Origin of the sequence: Acidovorax sp. LjRoot38, assembly GCF_964252975.1 — a bacterium.
Lineage (GTDB): Bacteria > Pseudomonadota > Gammaproteobacteria > Burkholderiales > Burkholderiaceae_C > Acidovorax > Acidovorax facilis.
Window position 1 is genome coordinate 179,542 of sequence record NZ_CAXUPT020000004.1, and the last position, 18,158, is coordinate 197,699.

Genomic DNA, 18,158 nt, shown 5'->3' on the forward strand with positions numbered 1-18,158 from the left:
TGGTGGATTTTCAGGCGACCGGGGTTGCGCCTCCCTTTCGCGACGCTGACGATGTGCGGGGTCGTTGTGGTGAACGTTGCAACCGCGCCTTTCGCTGCGGCTGCGGCCTCAGGCAACACTTGTTGGCGCTTTGAAGGGTGCGCAGCCAGGGCGCTTGCACTAAACTGATTCACATGATGTTACCAACGGGCCCGCGTTCATGAGTGTGTTGTCGACGATGGTCTTTGCGGACATCTCGGGCAGCACTGCCTTGTATGAAGCGCTGGGCAACGAACGCGCTACCGAGGCCGTGACGCAGGTCACCCAGTGGATTGGTGACACCATCGAGGCCCATGGCGGCCGGGTGGTCAAGAAGCTCGGGGATGGGGTGCTGGGGGTCTTTGGCGATGCCTCCAGTGCGGTGTCTGCAATGGCCACCATGCTGCGCCAGCACAAGGTCCGCCTGGACCGCTGGCCCCACCCCTTGCGCATGGAGATCCGCGTGGGCGTGGCCAGCGGCGAAGTGGTGGATGTGGATGGCGATTGTTATGGCGACGCCGTCAACGTGGCTTCCCGGCTGTGCGAACGGGCCGGGCCCGCTGAAATCTGGGCTACCGAAACCACCGTGCTGCTTGCGGGCACGGCGCCCGATGTCTGGTACCGCAAGCTGGGCATGATGGACATTCGGGGTAAGGCCGAGTTGCTCATGCTCTACCACGTCGAATGGCGTGAGGACGAAGCGCCCGATTCCCTCACCATGCAGGCGGCACTGGTCAGCAACTTTGCACCGGTCGATTCCATCCTGGGGCAGATCCAGTTCTCCTGGCATGGGGTGGACCGCACCTTCACCTCGTCGGATGCCCCGGTCATGGTGGGGCGGGCCGAGCATGCCCAGCTGCGCATCAACGACCCGCGCGTGTCGCGCCTGCATGCGCGCATCGACTGGCGCAACAGCGGGTTCGTGCTGACCGACATGAGCAGCTTTGGAACCTGGGTGCGGTTCGAGGGCAGCGACTCGCCCGTGCGCTTGCGGCGCGATGCCTGCATCCTGCATGGCGCGGGGCACATTGCGCTGGGCGTTTCGTTCAACGAGCCCAGTGCGCCGGTCATGAGCTTTCATGTGGCGGGCGGCAGTGTGCATTTGAGCTGACACGCGCAGAGCTGGCGGCTCCTTCTGCATTGCAGTGTGGCCGCAGCGCGGGCGCGGAGCCACCATGGCTTTGCGTGCACAACATCAACAACAAGACCAACGGCAGGAGACAAGAAACATGGCATGGATGAAGCGGACAGCCCTCGGGCTGGTGGCAGTGGCGCTGCTGGCAGGCGCGGGCGCGGCGGTGTATGTGCAGCGCAGCTTTGCACAACTCGATGGTTCCCTGGCTGTGGCGGGGCTCAGCGAAGCAGTACAGGTGCGGCGCGATGGCGCCGATGTCACCCACATCCAGGCTCAGACCCCGCAGGATGCATGGTTTGCAATGGGCTATGTACATGCGCAGGAACGCACCTGGCAGTTGGAATTCAACCGCCGGGTCATGCACGGCCAGCTGTCCGAGGTTTTTGGCCCTGCCACGGTCGAGACCGACAAGCTCATGCGCAGCCTGGACATCATGGGTGTGGCCCGTCGGCAGTACGCTGGGCTGCCGCTGTATGCCCAGGAGGCCTTGCAGGCCTACAGCAAGGGCATCCATGCCTTCCACCAGAAGCGTCCCCAGGCCTTGCCACCGGAGTTTCTGGTGCTGGGCGTGCAACCCGGAGGCGCCGCAGGCGCGGTGTGGGAGCCCGAGGACAGCGTGGGCTGGGCGCTGATGATGGCGCTGGACCTGGGTGGCAATTGGGGCACCGAGTTCGCACGCCTGTCGGTGGCGCGCACGCTGGACACCGACCGGCTGTGGCAACTGATGCCACCCTATCCGGGGGAGCCGCCCGCTGCGTCCGCAGACCTGGCGGCGCTGTATCGCCAGCTGGGGGTTTATCGTGCACCTGCCGCCGGTGCTGCAGCGGCTGCTGTGGCGCCAGCCAACCGCGAAGGTCCGCTGTCCCGGCAGATCAGCGCCGGCATGCTGGCCTGGGCCGACGAACTGACCCGCAACGCAGGCACCAATGAAGGCAAGGGCAGCAACAACTGGGTGATTGCGGGCACCCGCACCGTGAGCGGCAAGCCGCTGCTGGCCAACGACCCGCACCTGGGCCTGTCGGCCCCCGCCATCTGGTACTTTGCGAGCCTGCAGGCCCCTGCGGGCAAGGCGTCTGACGGCACACCCTTGGGCCCCATTGATGCCGTAGGCGCCACCTTGCCGGGCCTGCCCTTTGTGGTGCTGGGCCGTACCGACAAGGTCGCCTGGGGCTTCACCAACACCGGCCCCGATGTGCAGGACTTGTATCTGGAGCAGATCAACCCCACCGATGCCAGGCAGTACCGCACGCCCGACGGATGGGCCCAGTTCACCGTGCGCAACGAAAGCATTCGCGTCAAGGGCGAGGCCGACCTGTTGCTGCAGCTGCGCAGCACGCGCCATGGCCCCGTGCTGAGCGACGTTCAGAAGTCGCACGCCGAGGTGCTGGACCTGGGCAAATATGTGATCGCGCTGCGCTGGAGCGCGCTGGACGATGACAACCAGACCGTGCTGGCGGGCTTCAAGACCAACCAGTCCAAGAGCGTGGATGAGCTCTTTGCGGGGCTGGCGCACTACCACTCGCCGATGCAAAGCGTGGTGGCTGCGGACGACCAGGGCAACATCCGTTTCAAGGCCGCAGGCCGTGTGCCGCTGCGCGATGCCGCCAACGACATTCGGGGCGTGGCGCCTTCGCCCGGCTGGGACGCGCGCTACGACTGGAAGGGCTGGCTGCCGTATGAGCAAACCCCGCAGGATGACGGTGTCAGCGGAGGGGCGGGCGTCCAGGGCGCCCGGGGCTGGATCGCCACGGCCAACCAGCGCGTGACGGCGCCAGGCTACCCCCACTTTCTGACGCAGGACTGGGCCTTGCCCTACCGCTACGAACGCATTGCGCAGCTCATCGAGGCCACGCCCAAGCACGACGCGGCCAGCATGCAGGCCATCCACCGCGACGTGACCTCGCTCGCAACGCGGCGCCTGCTGCCGCACCTGCAGCAGGCGCAGTCCACGCACCCGCTGGCCGCCGCTGCGCAGAAAGAGCTGCAGGGCTTTGACGGCGTGATGGACGCGGGCCGCGCCGCGCCGCTGATCTTTGTGGCCTGGACGGACGAACTGGCGCGCGGCCTCATCATTCCGCGCATTGGCGAAGACCGGTTCACCGCTACGTATGGCAAGCGCGACTACCGCGCGGCCATTGAAGGCATTCTGGAGCGCAACGACACCTGGTGGTGCCAGCCCGCATCGTGTGCCGAACAATCTGCCGCCGCCCTGGGCCGCGCGCTCGACCGCCTGCAGGCTGCGTATGGCGCAGACCCGGCCCAGTGGCGCTGGGGCGCGGCGCACCCGGCGCTCAGCGCGCACCGGCCCTTCGGCAACGTGCCCGCGCTGGCGCGTTTCTTCGATGTGAGCGTGCCCTCGCACGGCGATTCGTACACCGTGAACGTGGGCCAGTACAACGCGGGCGAAGCCTCTGGTCCGTACGTGAACCGCCACGCCGCCTCGCTGCGCGCGGTGTACGACCTGGCCGATCTGGAACAGTCACGCTTCATCTACCAAACCGGTCAGAGCGGGCTGGTGTTCTCGCCGCGCTACCGCGACATGAGCACCACCTGGGCCGAGACCGGCTATCGCGCGCTGCAGCGACAGCCCGCGCGCTGGATGCATGAGCTCACACTCACGCCTTCCACTGCCGCCAGCACCGCCGCTGCTGCGCAGTGATGCAGGCTGCAAGAAAGCACACCATGGGTTTTGTACCGTTGATCGAAGTCAACCGCGGCGGACTGGTCGAATGCCAGCACTGGGGCGCAGTGGCCGTGGCCGACCGCGACGGCAGGGTATTGGCCCAGGTGGGTGACCCGTACACCGTCACTTTCACCCGCTCCACCATCAAGGCGTTCCAGGCGCTGCCTTTCATGCAGTCGGGCGGAGCCCGCGCGCTGGGCTGGGGGCAGGGCGAGCTGGCGCTGCTGTGCGCCAGCCACAACGGCGAGTCCATGCATGTGGCGCAGGCCGAGCGCATGCTGGCCAGCGTGGGCAAGGACTACCACGCGCTGCGCTGCGGGTGCCACCGGCCGCTGTTTGCCGAGCTGGGGCTCGCCTCGCTGCCACAAGGTTTTGTGCCAGACGAACGCCACAACAACTGCAGCGGCAAACACGCGGGCTTCGTCGCGCACTGCGTGCAACAAGGCTTGCCGCTGGACGATCACCTCGACCCAGCGCATCCGCTGCAGGTGGCCATTCGCGACCACGTTGCGCAAGCGGTGGGGCTGGCACCAGAACAGCTGGCCATGGGCATTGACGGCTGCTCGGCGCCCAACTACGCCATGCCGCTGGCCAGCCTGGCCCGGGGCTACGCTCGCCTGGCCGGTGGAGCACCGGACACGGACCTGGACCAGAGCCTCACCGAACTGGCCGATGCCATGGTCGCCCGGCCCGAGCTGGGCTCGGGCACCGGCCGGCACGACCTGGATTTCATGCGTGTGGGTGAGGGCGACTGGGTGTCCAAGACCGGCGCCGACGGCGTGCAGGTGGTGGGCTGCCGTAGCCGGGGCGAGGCCTTCGCGCTCAAGGTCATGGACGGCAACATGGTGGCGCAGGTGGCCGCCGCAGTGGAGGTCATGGACCAGCTCGGCTGGTTCGACGCCCGGCAGCGCGAGGCACTGGCGCCGCGCCGGTCGGGCCGTATCCTCAATGCCCGGGGCCTGGAGGTCGGCGGACGCAGGGCCGTGTTCCAGCTGCGGCCTGTCTGAACCGGGCAGCCTGACGCCGCACGGCAGCAGGCTGGATCCGGAAAATCCAGTAAAAAATGGCCCTGGCGCTTTAGGGGTAAGCGCTAGCAGCTATAAAAAAAGTAGCAAATGGCTCTGTGTCCGGCAGCACGTACACCACGCCGCGTGCCTGGCCGAACACAGGCGCGATGAACTGGTTGTAGAACGCCTCGGGTGCGTTCACGCAGCCGTAGCTGATGCGTTTGTCGCTCACGCCCCGGCTTGCCAGGCGTTGCTGGCGGCGCTCAGCGGCATGAACGCTGCGCACGCGGTGCAGCGAGACGGCGGATTCATAGTCGATCCACACAATGTCGTCGCCGCGCAGGTTTCGCCCGGGTTCTGTCACGAACCGGCCAGCGGGCGTGGTGCGCTCCTCCGGGCGGATCTGTGACAGTGGTCGCTGCCCAATGTCCGGCGCAGACCGGTCGCCCAGCGCCGCGCCCAGCAGTACCGGAGCACTGCTCAGCCAATGCCCTTGGGCCGAGAACACATGGATGCGGGCGGTGGGCTTGTCGATCACGGCAAAAGGCAGGCCCTGGTGGTCGCCGGTTTCGGTGGCCCAGTGCACCAGCTGGCGGGCCGTGGCCGAGGTGTCCCTGGGCAATTCCGCTGCGGCCGCAGGCAAGGTCCCCAGTACACCCGCAGCAGCCATGGCGGTCAGGGCAAAACGGCGGTTCATAGTCAAAAGTGGCATGTCGTTCATCCAAGCGCCGTACCAGGCCCCCACCTGCCGAAACTGGCGCGCCCCAGGCCAGTGCACCCGTGGATCTGGCTTTGCCAGTCCACCGGGTGCGTCCCCCTCAGGGGGAAGGCGCCGCAGGCGACTCAGGGGGAATTTCGATTTTCGCCCAATAATGCCTGCACCCGCGACTCTTGCGAAGCCTTGCGCTTCGGCCTCTCATGTTTGACCGCCTCCGCAAAGCATTCGGTACTTCCGGCTCCCCGGGTTCGGACCTGGGCCGGCCTGCCACCAACCGGGACGTGGCCCGCTGGGCTGCGAAACAGCAGCTGGCCATCGTTGCACATTCCACCGAGGGGCATTTCGATCTGGGCGGTGACATCCACGGCCACCCGTGGCGGCTGGAATGCGGCGCACCCACACGCGACTATGTGACGGGCCTGGAGCTGCGCGGGCGCGCCGACGTGGGCGCCGACCCCGATGCCGCCGTGATGGTGATCAACCGTCCCTTGCAGGAAATTCTGGAAGGCACGGCCTACACCGCCATCACCGATACGCTGCAGACCGCGGTGAGCAGCAGCCTGCCCGAAGAAATGCGCTGGTTGTCCATGTACGAGGAAATGGCCTGGCCCGGCCTGCCCGTGTCATTCCGCGAGCACTTCGCGGTGGTGGCAGAGCGCATTGAGCTGGCCCAGCGCTGGATCCATGCGCCCGTGGTCTCACAGCTGCTCAATGCCGTGGAGGGGGAAGGTGGCTCCGAACGGGCGAAATCGCCCATGGTGCTGATGCTGGCGCGTGGCAAGGTCTACCTGCGCATGGAACACACGCAGCGCAGCCTGGCCGAGATCGCGCATGCCAAGCAACTCCTGCTGGTGGCCGGGCAGGCGGCCCTGCAGAACCTGCCGCCCATGTCGGTGGCGGGGCCGGACGATGTGCCCAACATCACCCGGTAGCGTTCCAGCCAGCGCCTGCGCCAAAGAAAACGCACAACGGAGCGTGTGGCCCCGTTGTGCGTTCTGCAATATTTTCCCGCAGGTTATGAAGCTGGCACGCACAAGACCAGTGCACCCGTGGAGCCGACTCCGCCACGCCACCGGGTGCGTCCCTCCCGCGCGTAGTGCGTGAGAGGTGGGGAAAGGCCCAAGGGGCCTCAGGGGGTGATTTCCACTCAGCTTCCACGGGTGACGGGCACGGCCGCATCACGGCCGTAGGTGCCGTACTTGCCCAGCTCCCACTTGGCAATGGCGTTGCGGTGCACCTCGTCCGGGCCGTCTGCAAAGCGCAGCGTGCGTGCACCGGCGTAGGCATAGGCCAGCGGGAAGTCGTCAGACATGCCGCCGCCGCCATGCACCTGCATGGCCCAGTCAATCACCTGGCAGGCCATGCTGGGTGCCACGACCTTGATCATGGCGATCTCGGTCTTGGCGACCTTGTTGCCAGCCACATCCATCAGCCAGGCGGCCTTGAGCGTGAGCAAGCGCGCCATGTCGATCTTGCAGCGGGCTTCGGCAATGCGCTCTTGTGTCACGGTCTGCTGGGCCACGGTTTTGCCAAACGCCACGCGCGACGAAGCACGCTTGCACATCAGCTCCAGCGCGCGCTCGGCCAGGCCGATCAGGCGCATGCAGTGGTGGATGCGCCCGGGGCCGAGGCGGCCTTGAGCGATCTCGAAGCCACGGCCTTCCCCCAGCAGGATGTTGGAGACGGGCACGCGCACGTTCTCGAACGTCATCTCGACGTGGCCGTGGGGCGCATCGTCATAGCCCAGCACGTTCAGCGGGCGGACGATGGTGATGCCCTTGGCATCGGCGGGTACCAGCACCATGCTCTGCTGCGAATGGCGGGGTGCGTCGGGGTCTGTCTTGCCCATGGTGATGAACACTGCACAGCGCGGGTCGGCCGCGCCGGAGATCCACCATTTGCGGCCGTTGATCACGTACTCGTCGCCCTGGCGCTCGATGCGTGTCTCGATGTTGGTGGCGTCGCTCGATGCCACGTCGGGCTCGGTCATCGCAAAGGCCGAGCGGATCTTGCCGTCGAGCAGCGGCTTGAGCCAGCGGGCCTTGTTGGCATCGTCGCCGTAGCGGGCAATGGTTTCCATGTTGCCGGTGTCGGGTGCCGAGCAGTTGAACACCTCGCTGGCCCATGGCACGCGGCCCATGATTTCGGCCAGCGGTGCGTATTCCTGGTTGGTCAGGCCCGCACCGTCGTAGCCCGAGGCGGCGGCGCTATCGACCGGCAGAAACAGGTTCCACAACCCGGCAGCCTGCGCCTTGGGCTTGAGGTTCTCGATGGTGTTCAGCGCGCTCCAGCGCTTGCCTGCGGCTGTGTTGGCGGCCAGTTCGTCTTTGTAGGCAGACTCGTTCGGATAGATGTAGTCATCCATGAACTGGAGCAGCTTGGCCTGCAGTTCCTTGGTTTTGGGCGAGTAGTCAAAGTCCATGGGTTTCTTCTCCGTTGGTAATCGAGGGGCGGCGCTTGTACTTGCGTCGTGTGTTTAGCCGCGCTGGGCAAACGACCAGGCCAGTTGGGCCATGGGCCGCGCGGTGTCGCCCGATGCCTTGGCCTGCGCGCTGGAGGCCGTGCCAGCCTCCACCCGCTTGGCAATGCCTTGCAGGATGGCCGCGATGCGGAACATGTTGTAGGCGAGGTAGAAGTTCCAGTCGGCACGCAGTGCCTCGGGCGTTGTGATGCCGGTGCGCTCGCAGTACAGGCGGATATAGGTGTCTTCGTCGGGGATGCCCAGCGCGGCCAGGTCCAGCCCTGCGATGCCGCGCCCGAGCGAGGCGGGGATGTGCCAGCTCATGCAGTGGTAGCTGAAGTCCGCCAGCGGATGGCCCAGCGTGGACAACTCCCAGTCGAGCACGGCAATCACGCGCGGCTCTGTGGGATGGAACATCAGGTTGTCCAGGCGGTAGTCGCCGTGCACGATGGACACATGGCCCTCGTCCCGCGCGCTGGCGGGCATGTTGGCGGGCAACCACTCCATGAGGCGGTCCATCTCTTCGATGGGCTGCGTGATGGACGCCACGTATTGCTTCCTCCAACGGCCGATCTGGCGGTCAAAGTAGTTGCCGGGCTTGCCATAGCTGGCCAGCCCCCGGTCTGCAAACTTCACGGTGTGCAGCGCGGCAATCACGCGGTTCATCTCGTTGTAGATGTCGCCGCGCTCGGCTGGCGTCATGCCGGGCAGGGACTGGTCCCACAGCACGCGGCCCTGCATGCACTCCATCACGTAGAAGGCGCGGCCGATGACGGATTCGTCCTCGCACAGCACAAACATGCGGGGAACGGGAACGTCGGTGCCATACAGGCCGCTCATCACCGCAAACTCTCGCTCGATGGCGTGGGCAGAAGGCAGCAGTTTGGCCACGGGGCCAGGCTTGGCCCGCATCACGTAGCTGGCACCGGGCGTGATGAGCTTGTAGGTGGGGTTGGACTGCCCCCCTTTGAACATTTCCACGGTCAGGGGGCCCACGAAGCCTTCCATGTTCCGTGCAAGCCACGCGGTCAGCGCTTCGGTATCAAAGGCGTGCTGATCGGAAACAGGACGGGTGCCGACGAAATGGTCAAAGTTGCTCATGGAGGAATGGGGGAGAGGTTCGGTCAGTCAATGAGTCAGTTGTCGGTTTCAGCAATGCGCATCAGGGCTTCGCGGTCACGCACCACCAGGCCGCCCGGCTCGATGCGAATGGCGTCCTCGCGCTCCATGGCCTTGAGTTCCTGGTTCACGCGTTGGCGCGATGCTCCCAGAAGTTGCGCCAGTTCTTCCTGCGCCAGTTGCAGGCTGATGCGCATCTCGCTGCCGTCCGACAGGCTGGGCACGCCGTAGCTGCGCACCAGGTGCACAAGCTGCTTGGCCAGGCGCGAGCGCAAGGGCAGGGTGTTGAGGTCTTCCACCAGCCCGAACAGCTGGCGAATGCGCCGCGCATGCAGTCGCAGCATGGCTTCGTACAGCTCGGTGTGCACCGCCAGAATCTTGCGGAAATCGGCCTTGGCCACACACAGGATCGTGGTGTCGCCATGCGCGTAGGCGTCGTGCGTGCGCCGGTCCCCGTCGAAGATCGCCACGTCGCCAAACCAGATGCCCGGCTCCACATAGGTCAGCGTGATCTGCTTGCCCGAGATGGAGGTCGAGCTCACCCGCACCGCACCGCGCGCGCAGGCAATCCACTCCTCGGGCGGATCTCCGCGTGCGGCAATGAGGCCGCCGTCCTTGAAGCGTTTGACGTATGCACATCTGAGGATGTCGTGGCGTAGAGAAGGTGAGAGAGATGAAAACCAGCGACCTGAGTTGATCGCTTCACGTTCTTCGATAGTAAGAATCGGGTCGTCCATGGCCTGTCTTTTGGGTGACTAGAAACAGACCCATTGTCGCGTCAGGGACCTTCGTGCTGCGTCAGGGTTGTCACCTGCGTGTCTGCGCTGTGGGCGCCCAAAAGAAAACCCCCGGACGCTGCAGCGCAGCGGGCCGGGGGATGGTGCGTGGCGGTGGGTGCTCTGTGGGTACGGCACCCCGGTCCAATGCTATTCGTAGCGGGGCACGCGTTTCTCTAGGAAGGCAGAAATACCGGCCCCGCCGTTCGCATGGTGCAGGTTCTTCACGAAATGGTCGCGCTCATGGGCCAGGTGGTGTGTGAGCTGGGCATGGGGCGCTTCGTTGAGCAGCTCCTTGATGCTCGCGAGGGCATTGGGTGCACGCGCGTTGAGCTGCTCGGCCAGTGCCAGGGCGGTCTCCAGCGCGCTGCCGGTTTCTGCAATGCGGTTGACCACCCCGAGAGCGTGCAGGCGTTCTGCGCTGATGCGGTCACCACACATGAGGATCTCGGTTGCCACTTGGCGGGGCAGGGCGTGCGACAGGCTCCAGCTGGCGCCGCCATCGGGCGACAGGGCCACATTGCTGTAGGCCATCACAAACACCGCGTTGCGGGCCGCCACGATGAAGTCGCAGGCCAATGCCAATGAAAAGCCCGCACCGGCCGCCGCGCCTTCCACGGCTGCAATCACAGGCTTGGGGTAGGTGCGGATGGTCTCGATCCAGTTGTGCAGGCCTTCAATGCTCTGTGCCTGTACCTCGGGGGCTTCCTGGCGGTTGGCCAGCAGGCGCTGCAGGTTGCCGCCCGAGCAGAACATGCCATCGGCCCCCGTGATGACCACGCTGCGAATGTCCGGGCTGCTTTCGGCCACACCCAGCGCCTCCACGCCCGCTGCGTACATCACCGGGTCGATGGCGTTGCGCCGCTCAGGGTTGCGAAGGGTCAGGATCAGGGTCTGGCCCTGGCTGGTGCTCTGGAGTTCTGCGGGCATGGTGGCCTTGGTTGGGGAGCGGCTCTTGCTCTGTTCGCGCGATCAGGCTTCTTCGACGTGGGTCAGGCTCAGGCCGATGGCGCCGCGCCTGCGCAGCCAGGGGCTGGGGCGGTAGCGTGTGTCGCCGTACACGGTCTGCATGTTGAACAACACTTCGAGGATGTTGGTCGGCCCCCAGCGGTCGCCCATGGCCAGGGGGCCCAGGGGGTAACCCAGGCCCAGTGTCACAGCGGTTTCCAGATCCTTGGGGGAGCAGATGCCTTGCTGGCAGATGTCGCTGGCGATGTTGACGATGGTGGCCACCACACGCTGCGTGACAAAGCCGCCGCTGTCGCGGATCACGCTCACGGCCTTGCCGTCGCGGGCAAACAGCGCATGCGCTGCGTTGCGGATGTCCACGCGGGTGGCGGGGTTGGTGGCCAACACGCGGCGCTTGGTAGCGGCGTCGTCGATCAGCATGTCGATGCCGATGGTGCGCGCCGGGTCCAGGCGCTCCACGACCGCCACGGTGGTGATGTCAAACCCCAGCGGCGCGACCAGCGTGATGGCCTGGGGCGAGGGCGACTGGCCGGTTTCGATGGTGGCGCCCAGGTCCTTGAGCAGCTGGTACAGCTCCGCGCGCCGCGCGGCACGGGGCGAGACCCACACGGGGGGAATCTCTGCCACCACGGGCGGCGGCGCCTCTGCCGGTATCTGCGCCACGCCGTCCACGTAGCGGTAAAAGCCTTCGCCCACCTTCTTGCCCACCACGCCGCCTGCCAGGCGCTGCGCGGTGATCACACTGGGGCGAAAGCGCGGCTCGTCGTAGTACTGGCGGTAGATGGATTCCATCACCGGGTGGGAGACGTCCAGCGCCGTCAGGTCCATCAATTCAAAGGGGCCGAGCTTGAAGCCGACTTGGTCGCGCAGGATGCGGTCGATGGTGGCGAAGTCGGCCACGCCTTCGCTCACGATGCGCAGGGCCTCTGTGCCAAAGCCGCGCCCGGCGTGGTTCACGATGAAGCCGGGGGTGTCTTGTGCCTGAACGGGGGTGTGTCCCATTTCCCTCGCATACGTGGCCAGGGCGTTGCACACGGCTGCATCCGTCTTTAGCCCGGCAATCACTTCCACCACCTTCATGAGCGGCACGGGGTTGAAGAAGTGGAAACCTGCCAGGCGCTCGGGCCGCTGCAGGCCCGCGCCGATGGCGGTGACCGAGAGGGATGAGGTATTGGTGGCCAGCACCGCATCCGGGCGCACCACAGCTTCCAGTTCGGCGAACAGCGTCTTCTTCACATCCAGCCGCTCCACGATGGCTTCTACCACGAGGTCGCAGCCTGCCAGGTCGGCCACGACCTTGACGGGGTGCAGCCGCGCGGTCAGGTCACCGGCCTGCGCGGCATCGATGCGGCCTTTGGCCACCAGTTTGTTCCATTGCTCCTGGAGCGCCGCCTTGGCCGCATCGGCGGCGCCGGGGTTGGCATCAAGCAGAAAAACCTGGCTGCCAGCCTGTGCGGCGATTTGTGCAATGCCCCGACCCATGGCGCCGGTGCCCACGATAGCGATGTTGGGAAACTGAATTTTCATAGCGCCATTATGGCTCTGGCGTTGCGCGGGACTTATGTGCAAGAATGGGTTGCACCAAAAACAGAACATATTGTGAAAATCCGTAACGCCATTTTGGGGACCAGTCTGTGGGCGGTCGCTGCAGGCGCCTCGGCACTGTCCTTGGGCGGCAGCAGGGGCGTGGTGGTGTTGGGTGCCCCGGTAGATCTTTCCTTCGATATCCAGCCCGACCCAGGCACCGATCTGGCCTCTTCCTGCGTGACGGCCAAGCTGGTGGCCGGCGATACGGTGATTGGCGATGCCAAGGTGCGGGTAGTGCCTTTGCCCGACATGCGGGGGCGGTCTCCGGCGGTGCGGGTGCAGGCCGCCATCGCGGTGGACGAACCGGTATTGATGGTCACCTTGTCGGCGGGGTGCACAGGCAAGGTCACGCGCACCTACACATTTTTTGCCGAGCTTCCATCCACGGTGGCACGGTCCGCATCGCCGGTCGACGTCTCGCGGCTACCTTCCCTTGCGGCCGGTGGGGTCGAAGCACCCCGTCCGGCCCAGGGTGCAGCAGGGCAGCGCGCTGCAGGGGCTGCCACTGCGCCTGTGGCGCCTTCTCCGTTGGCATCCGTGCCCTTGTCTTCCGAAAACCGGCCCGAGCCCGTACCCAGCACCCCGTCGGTGGCCAAGCCCGCCGCGCGGACGGCCCCGGTACGGCCCCCAGAGCGTCCGGTGGCGCGCCCCCAGGCCAGCGCTGAAAAAAACAAGCTGCCTACAGCCCCCAAGCCTGCTGACCGGGCTCGCTTGGTCGTCGAGCCACTCGACCTCTGGGTAGACCGTCCGCTGGCACTGCGCACCTCGCCTGAACTGCTGGTCATGCCATCAGACCAGCCCTCGGCCCAGCGTGCCCAGGCGGCAGCGCTCTGGAAAGCGATGAATGCCCAGCCCGAGGATGTCAACCAGGAGGCTGACCGGCTCAAGGCCCTGGAATCCGACGTTGCTGCCCTGCGGGCGCAGGCCGCCCGCGACCGGGCCAGCGCAGCGCAATTGCAGCAACAGCTGGAGCAGGCAGAGAGCGAGAGATTTCCTGCCACGGTGGTCTACGCGCTGGGCGGGTTGCTGCTGCTGGCACTGTTGCTCGCTGTGTGGGCCTGGGGGCGGATGCGCAGCGCCTCCGAAAAGGCGGTGCGCGCATGGCGCGATTCGGTGGCTGCGCTGGGTGGCCGAGATGCCGTGGTCGAGCATGGGGCTGCGCTGGGCCTGCCCCCCGACCCCAGCGATCACTGGCTGCCGTCCGATGAGTCCGCCGAAGCCCGGGAACCTTCTCCGGGCTCAGCTGCTGCCCCGCTGGGACCTCCTTTTGTGGCCACGGCCCCTTTGCCCAGTGCCCCGGTCCCCCTGAAGGCGACCGTTCCGCCGCCAGCACCTGCCGCTGTAGTCACGCAGCAACCCGCGCTGCACATCGTCAGCCCGGAAGAGCTTTTCGACATCCAGCAACAGGCCGAGTTTTTTATCTCGGTGGGGGAACACCAGCAGGCCATCGAAGTGCTGAAAACGCACATCGCTGAGCGCGGTGCCACTTCGCCGCTGGCGTATCTGGAGCTTTTGCGGCTGTACCACACGCTGAGCCGGGTGGAGGAGTTCACGCAACTGCGTACGCAGTTCATGCAGTCGTTCAACGCGCAGGTGCCGGAATTTGCCAGCTTCCATCGCACGGGCCGCATGCTGTATCACTACACCGATGCGCTCGCTGACATCGAGGCTGAATGGACGTCTCCGTCCGTGCTGCAGCTGCTCGAAAAGCTGCTGTTCCGGCAGAACGGTGTCGGTTCGGTCGAGCCCTTTGACCTTGCGGCTTACGACGACCTGCTGCTGTTGCTCTCCATTGCGCAGACCACGCCAGCAAGTGCCCGAGGGGAGCCTGCGCCCCGCAAGCGCACGACACCGCTCGCCGCACCTCGGGACGAAACCCAGGTGCAGCAAGTGCCAGCCCCGAAGGTGCGTGCGACAACGGCGGCATTACCGCAGGACTCGCGCGCGGCCAGCCTGGAGTTCGACTTTGACGGGATGCCTCCCGCTACAGGGCAGCCATCTCAGGCATCGGGTGTTGCAGCGCCCTCCGCACTGGATGGCGACACGCGCGGTGCGCCGCTGGATCTGGACCTCGACATTGATCTGTCAGAGCCGCCCCACCTCACCCTGAGCGATCTGCCGGCCGTGCCGGTGACCGCGCCCCCGGCCGCGGGTCAGGCCGTCGGTTTTGGCATGGACAACGACCTGGTCGAACTGCGGCTGGAACTGGAGCAGAAGAAAGGCGACCGCAAATAGGCCGATAGGCAGACGGGCCGACAGGCCAATGGATCGTCCCTTCAGCGGCTCGCGCGCTGGCTGTTTTGTTCCATCAGGCGCATCAAGTGCGTGGCGGTGGCTTCCGGGTCTGGGGCATTGATAAGGGCCCGCACCACCGCAATCGACCCCACGCCCGTGGCCTGCACCGGCGCAAACTGCTCGGCGCCGATGCCGCCAATGGCCACCTGGGGGTAGTGGCGCAGCAGGCGCGCATACACACCCAACCGGCCCACACCCTGCGGGGCCGTGGCCATCTTCTTGAGGGTGGTCGGGAATACGGCGCCCATGGCGATGTAGCTGGGGCCTACTGCATCGGCACGCACCATTTCTGCGTAGCCATGGGTGCTGACACCCAGGCGCAGGCCCGAAGCGCGCAGTGCTTGGAGTTCGTCGGGGGCCAGGGCATCCAGATCTTCCTGGCCCAGGTGAATGCCATAGGCACCCGCCTGGATGGCCGTGCGCCAATGGTCGTTGATAAACAGCAGCGCACCCGTGCCCTGCACGGCCTGTACGGCGGCGTGCACTTCCCGGTCAATGGCGGCAGCGTTATCCGACTTGAAGCGAAGCTGCACGGTGGGTACGCCCGCACGCGCCATGCGGCCTACCCAGTCGGCGTCGGGCAACACGGCGTACAGGCCCAGGTGCTCAGGGCATCGGGCGAACGCTTGGGCATGTGGCACGGGTTGCAGGCCAAAATCCTCTGGCGCGTCGGGCCATTGCTCAGGCTGGAAGGTGCCGGTGCGCAGACTCTGTGCCAGCCAGGCCTGGGCCAGGCACTCCGCGTCGTGGGCAATAAAGCCCAGCGTGCTGCAGGCCTGCAGGGCTGCCAGGTAGGCGGCTTCCTGCCGCGTGGGTTTCGGGGCGGGCTCGGCGCCAAAGCCCGCGAAGGTGGCGGCGTGGTGCGCAAGAATGGCCTGCACCATGGCGCTGGTGTCGTCATGCATGTTGTTCATGGTGCCAGAAGGGGGTGCCGAGCACGGGCGTACTGGGCTGGGCCGCATCCTGCGCTGCCATGGCACCTGCCTGGCGCGCGGCGCGCCCGGCATTCACAGCATCGGCGAAGGCACCGGCCATGGCCAGAGGGTCTTGCGCCAGTGCGACCGCAGTATTGAGCAGCACGCCGTCATAGCCCCATTCCATTACCTGGCAGGCGTGGGATGGCAGGCCAAGCCCGGCATCCACCAGCATCGGCACGTTCAGCCGTTCACGCAGCGTTTGCAAGGCATAGGGGTTGACGGGGCCGCGCCCGGTGCCGATGGGTGCCGCCCAGGGCATCACGGCCTGGCAGCCCACATCCACGAGGCGCTGGCACAGCACCAGGTCTTCCGTGCAGTAGGGCAGCACCTGAAAGCCTTCCTTGATGAGGTGTTCGGCCACGCCCACCAGGTTCAGGGTGTCGGGCTGCAGCGTGTAGTCGTCGCCAATCAGCTCCAGTTTGATCCAGGGGGTGTTGAACACCTCGCGCGCCATCTGTGCCGTGGTGATGGCCTCTTGCGCGCTGTGGCAGCCTGCCGTGTTGGGCAGCACAGGCACGTTGAGCTTGCGCAGCAGCTCCCAGAAGCTGCTGCCGCTTTCTGCCGGGTTGCTGCCCTGGCGGCGCAGCGAGGCGGTGACCATGGCAGGCTTGGCGCGCAATACGGCGGCTTCGAGCACTGCGGGGGATGGGTAGCGCGAGGTGCCCAGCAGCAGGCGGCTGGCGAACTGCTGGCCGTAGAGCACCAGGGGGTCTTGGGGCGTTGAAGTGGTCATGGTGTTTACTATGTTTTTGATAGCTGCTAGCGCTTGTCCATCAGGCGCTAGGTGCCAATTTGGCTTCAATTTTCAGGCGGCGGATCAGCCCCCCGTCACGGGCGAGATGATTTCCACACGGTCGCCGGGCTGCAGGGCCTGAGCGGCGTAGCGGGTGTTGGGCACAAAGGTGGTGTTCACGGCCACGGCAAAAGGCGGGCGGGCCGCGATGGCGGCCACGGCGTCGGCCACGGTGGCGCCCTCGGGCAGTTCGTGCGGGATCTGGTTGATGGAAATGTTCATGCGAAAGCGGCGGCCGCGCTGGGTGGGGGCAGGGGGGCGGGCTCCAGGTCCAGCGCGAGGTCAAATCGTTGCGAAAGCTGCGATTGTCCTGCGTTCAGCACTTCCAGCGTCACATCCAGCATCGCGGGCGCGATCATGAAGCCGTGGCGGTACAGGCCGTTGATTTCCAGCACGCCCTTGCGCGGCTGGCGGATGGCGGGCAGGTTGTCGGGCAGCGTGGGGCGGCACTGCGTGGCCAATTCCAGGATGCGGCCCTCTGCAAAGCCGGGGTGCACGGCGTAGGCGGCGGAGAGCAGCTCCAGTGTTGAGCGCACGCTGGCGGGCGAGAGGTCGTCCGATTCGATTTCGGTGGCGCCGATGACGAACAGATTGTCTTCTTTGGGCGCAATGTAGATGGGGTAGCGCGGGTGCACCAGCCGCGTTGGGCGCTGCAGCGTGACATCCGGCGCGTGGATGCGAACCACCTCGCCGCGCACGCCGCGCAGTGCACTCCACTGGCCCTTGGCGCCCAAGCCACGGCAGTCCAGCACCCAGTCGGGTTGGCCAGGGGCGCCGGGTGCAAAGGCCTCGGGCGACTGGGGGCTGTGCCAGTGCGTGCGCACCGACAGCCGCTGCATTTCCACCACCAGCGCCGCCAGCAGCTGCCGGTTGTCGAGCTGGCCCTCGCCGGGCAGGTACAGGCCCTGCGCAAAACGCTGCGCGAGGGTGGGTTCCGCCTGGGCCAGCGCGGCGCCGTCCAGCTTTTGCAGGGCGGGCAGCTCTGGCACCTGGTGCTGGTTGGCCTCCAGCTGGCGCGTGAGCCGCTGGGCTTCGGCCACGTCCTGCCGGTGCCATACGATGAGCGTGCCGGCCTGCTGGAAGAACACGGGCTCGGCCAGCGCCGCCAGCAGCTGCGGCCAGCGGGTGAGGGCGTGGTGGCCCATGCGTACCACGCCGGGCTCGGTGATGGCCGATTCGGCCAGCGGCGCCAGCATGGCCGCGGCCACGGTCGCGGCCGAATGTTCGGCGGCCGGGCTGCCCGCGTCGTAGATGTCCACACGGTGACCCTGGCGGGCCAGCTCCACCGCAAGCAGGCGGCCCATGAGGCCCGCGCCCAGAATCGCAAAAGAAGAGGGTTGAAGTGGCATAGGTCCGTCGGTGTGTCCGTGTTGGCTGGCAACCATGGACAAAACGGGGGCAGCGCCGCTCTTGGAAACTCCCCACGCCAGCATGACCTGGATCGGGTAGCGGGGCCACGTTGCAGGCAGTGCCATGCAGCGCTGCGTGCGAGCCCCAGGGTATTTCTCAGTCGCACACCGAAGAACCTGTTCAGGTTCTGAACGGAGGGACACCCCTGTTTCGTCCGGAAAAAATCAATTACAGCACAACCCTTGGCCGCTCTTTTTGCGCTAACGCATA

Annotated in this window: 15 protein-coding genes; 5 read left to right on the plus strand and 10 right to left on the minus strand. The window is 66.3% G+C overall.

Annotated features, from left to right (window positions below):
* Positions 1-199: 199 nt before the first annotated feature.
* The 3 genes from ACSQ22_RS08580 to ACSQ22_RS08590 all read left to right on the plus strand — a co-directional run bounded on the left by ACSQ22_RS08580 (position 200) and on the right by ACSQ22_RS08590 (position 4,843).
* Positions 200-1,129 carry an adenylate/guanylate cyclase domain-containing protein gene (locus ACSQ22_RS08580; protein WP_199727006.1) on the plus strand — a complete coding sequence of 310 codons (930 nt, stop codon included), beginning with the start codon at positions 200-202 and terminating at the stop codon, positions 1,127-1,129.
* A 118-nt stretch (positions 1,130-1,247) separates the two neighbouring features.
* Positions 1,248-3,812 (plus strand): penicillin acylase family protein, encoded by a 2,565-nt coding sequence (locus ACSQ22_RS08585; protein ID WP_436130044.1) that lies wholly within the window; start codon positions 1,248-1,250, stop codon positions 3,810-3,812.
* A gap of 23 nt (positions 3,813-3,835) precedes the next feature.
* Positions 3,836-4,843, plus strand: a complete 1,008-nt coding sequence (locus ACSQ22_RS08590; protein ID WP_436130045.1) for an asparaginase — start codon at positions 3,836-3,838, stop codon at positions 4,841-4,843.
* 70 nt (positions 4,844-4,913) lie between these two features.
* On the opposite strand, the gene ACSQ22_RS08595 is transcribed toward ACSQ22_RS08590, so the two are convergent.
* The gene (locus tag ACSQ22_RS08595; protein ID WP_436130212.1) at positions 4,914-5,540 is read right to left on the minus strand and encodes a hypothetical protein; all 627 of its coding nucleotides are present in this window, start codon (positions 5,538-5,540) and stop codon (positions 4,914-4,916) included.
* Between the two features lie 221 nt (positions 5,541-5,761).
* Between ACSQ22_RS08595 and ACSQ22_RS08600 the strand changes: the two genes are divergently transcribed.
* The gene (locus tag ACSQ22_RS08600) at positions 5,762-6,493 is read left to right on the plus strand and encodes a hypothetical protein (protein WP_055393843.1); all 732 of its coding nucleotides are present in this window, start codon (positions 5,762-5,764) and stop codon (positions 6,491-6,493) included.
* A gap of 215 nt (positions 6,494-6,708) precedes the next feature.
* On the opposite strand, the gene ACSQ22_RS08605 is transcribed toward ACSQ22_RS08600, so the two are convergent.
* The 5 genes from ACSQ22_RS08605 to ACSQ22_RS08625 all read right to left on the minus strand — a co-directional run bounded on the left by ACSQ22_RS08605 (position 6,709) and on the right by ACSQ22_RS08625 (position 12,413).
* A complete protein-coding gene (locus ACSQ22_RS08605) occupies positions 6,709-7,983 on the minus strand; it encodes an acyl-CoA dehydrogenase family protein (RefSeq protein ID WP_436130046.1) in 1,275 nt (424 codons plus the stop codon).
* 54 nt (positions 7,984-8,037) lie between these two features.
* On the minus strand, positions 8,038-9,123 hold the full coding sequence (locus ACSQ22_RS08610; RefSeq protein WP_436130047.1) for a phosphotransferase: 1,086 nt from the start codon (positions 9,121-9,123) through the stop codon (positions 8,038-8,040).
* 35 nt (positions 9,124-9,158) lie between these two features.
* Positions 9,159-9,878: a Crp/Fnr family transcriptional regulator gene (locus ACSQ22_RS08615; protein WP_055393849.1), complete on the minus strand. Its 720-nt coding sequence runs from the start codon at positions 9,876-9,878 to the stop codon at positions 9,159-9,161.
* Positions 9,879-10,067: 189 nt separating this feature from the next.
* Positions 10,068-10,847, minus strand: a complete 780-nt coding sequence (locus ACSQ22_RS08620) for an oxepin-CoA hydrolase, alternative type (RefSeq protein ID WP_055393851.1) — start codon at positions 10,845-10,847, stop codon at positions 10,068-10,070.
* Between the two features lie 42 nt (positions 10,848-10,889).
* Positions 10,890-12,413, minus strand: a complete 1,524-nt coding sequence (locus ACSQ22_RS08625) for a 3-hydroxyacyl-CoA dehydrogenase (protein ID WP_436130048.1) — start codon at positions 12,411-12,413, stop codon at positions 10,890-10,892.
* A gap of 72 nt (positions 12,414-12,485) precedes the next feature.
* On the opposite strand from ACSQ22_RS08625, the gene ACSQ22_RS08630 reads away from it, so the two are divergent.
* Positions 12,486-14,708: a hypothetical protein gene (locus tag ACSQ22_RS08630; RefSeq protein ID WP_436130049.1), complete on the plus strand. Its 2,223-nt coding sequence runs from the start codon at positions 12,486-12,488 to the stop codon at positions 14,706-14,708.
* A 41-nt stretch (positions 14,709-14,749) separates the two neighbouring features.
* Here ACSQ22_RS08630 and ACSQ22_RS08635 read toward each other — a convergent pair whose 3' ends face one another.
* The 4 genes from ACSQ22_RS08635 to ACSQ22_RS08650 all read right to left on the minus strand — a co-directional run bounded on the left by ACSQ22_RS08635 (position 14,750) and on the right by ACSQ22_RS08650 (position 17,887).
* Positions 14,750-15,673 carry a thiamine phosphate synthase gene (locus tag ACSQ22_RS08635; RefSeq protein ID WP_436130213.1) on the minus strand — a complete coding sequence of 308 codons (924 nt, stop codon included), beginning with the start codon at positions 15,671-15,673 and terminating at the stop codon, positions 14,750-14,752.
* On the minus strand, positions 15,666-16,478 hold the full coding sequence (locus ACSQ22_RS08640; RefSeq protein ID WP_436130050.1) for a thiazole synthase: 813 nt from the start codon (positions 16,476-16,478) through the stop codon (positions 15,666-15,668). The genes ACSQ22_RS08635 and ACSQ22_RS08640 overlap by 8 nt, the downstream gene beginning before the upstream one ends.
* Before the next feature lie 84 nt (positions 16,479-16,562).
* Positions 16,563-16,760 (minus strand): sulfur carrier protein ThiS, encoded by a 198-nt coding sequence (gene thiS / locus ACSQ22_RS08645; protein WP_055393858.1) that lies wholly within the window; start codon positions 16,758-16,760, stop codon positions 16,563-16,565.
* Entirely contained in the window at positions 16,757-17,887 is a 1,131-nt protein-coding gene (locus tag ACSQ22_RS08650) for an FAD-dependent oxidoreductase (RefSeq protein ID WP_436130051.1), read from the minus strand. Before ACSQ22_RS08650 ends, thiS begins: the two co-directional genes overlap by 4 nt.
* Positions 17,888-18,158: the final 271 nt, after the last annotated feature.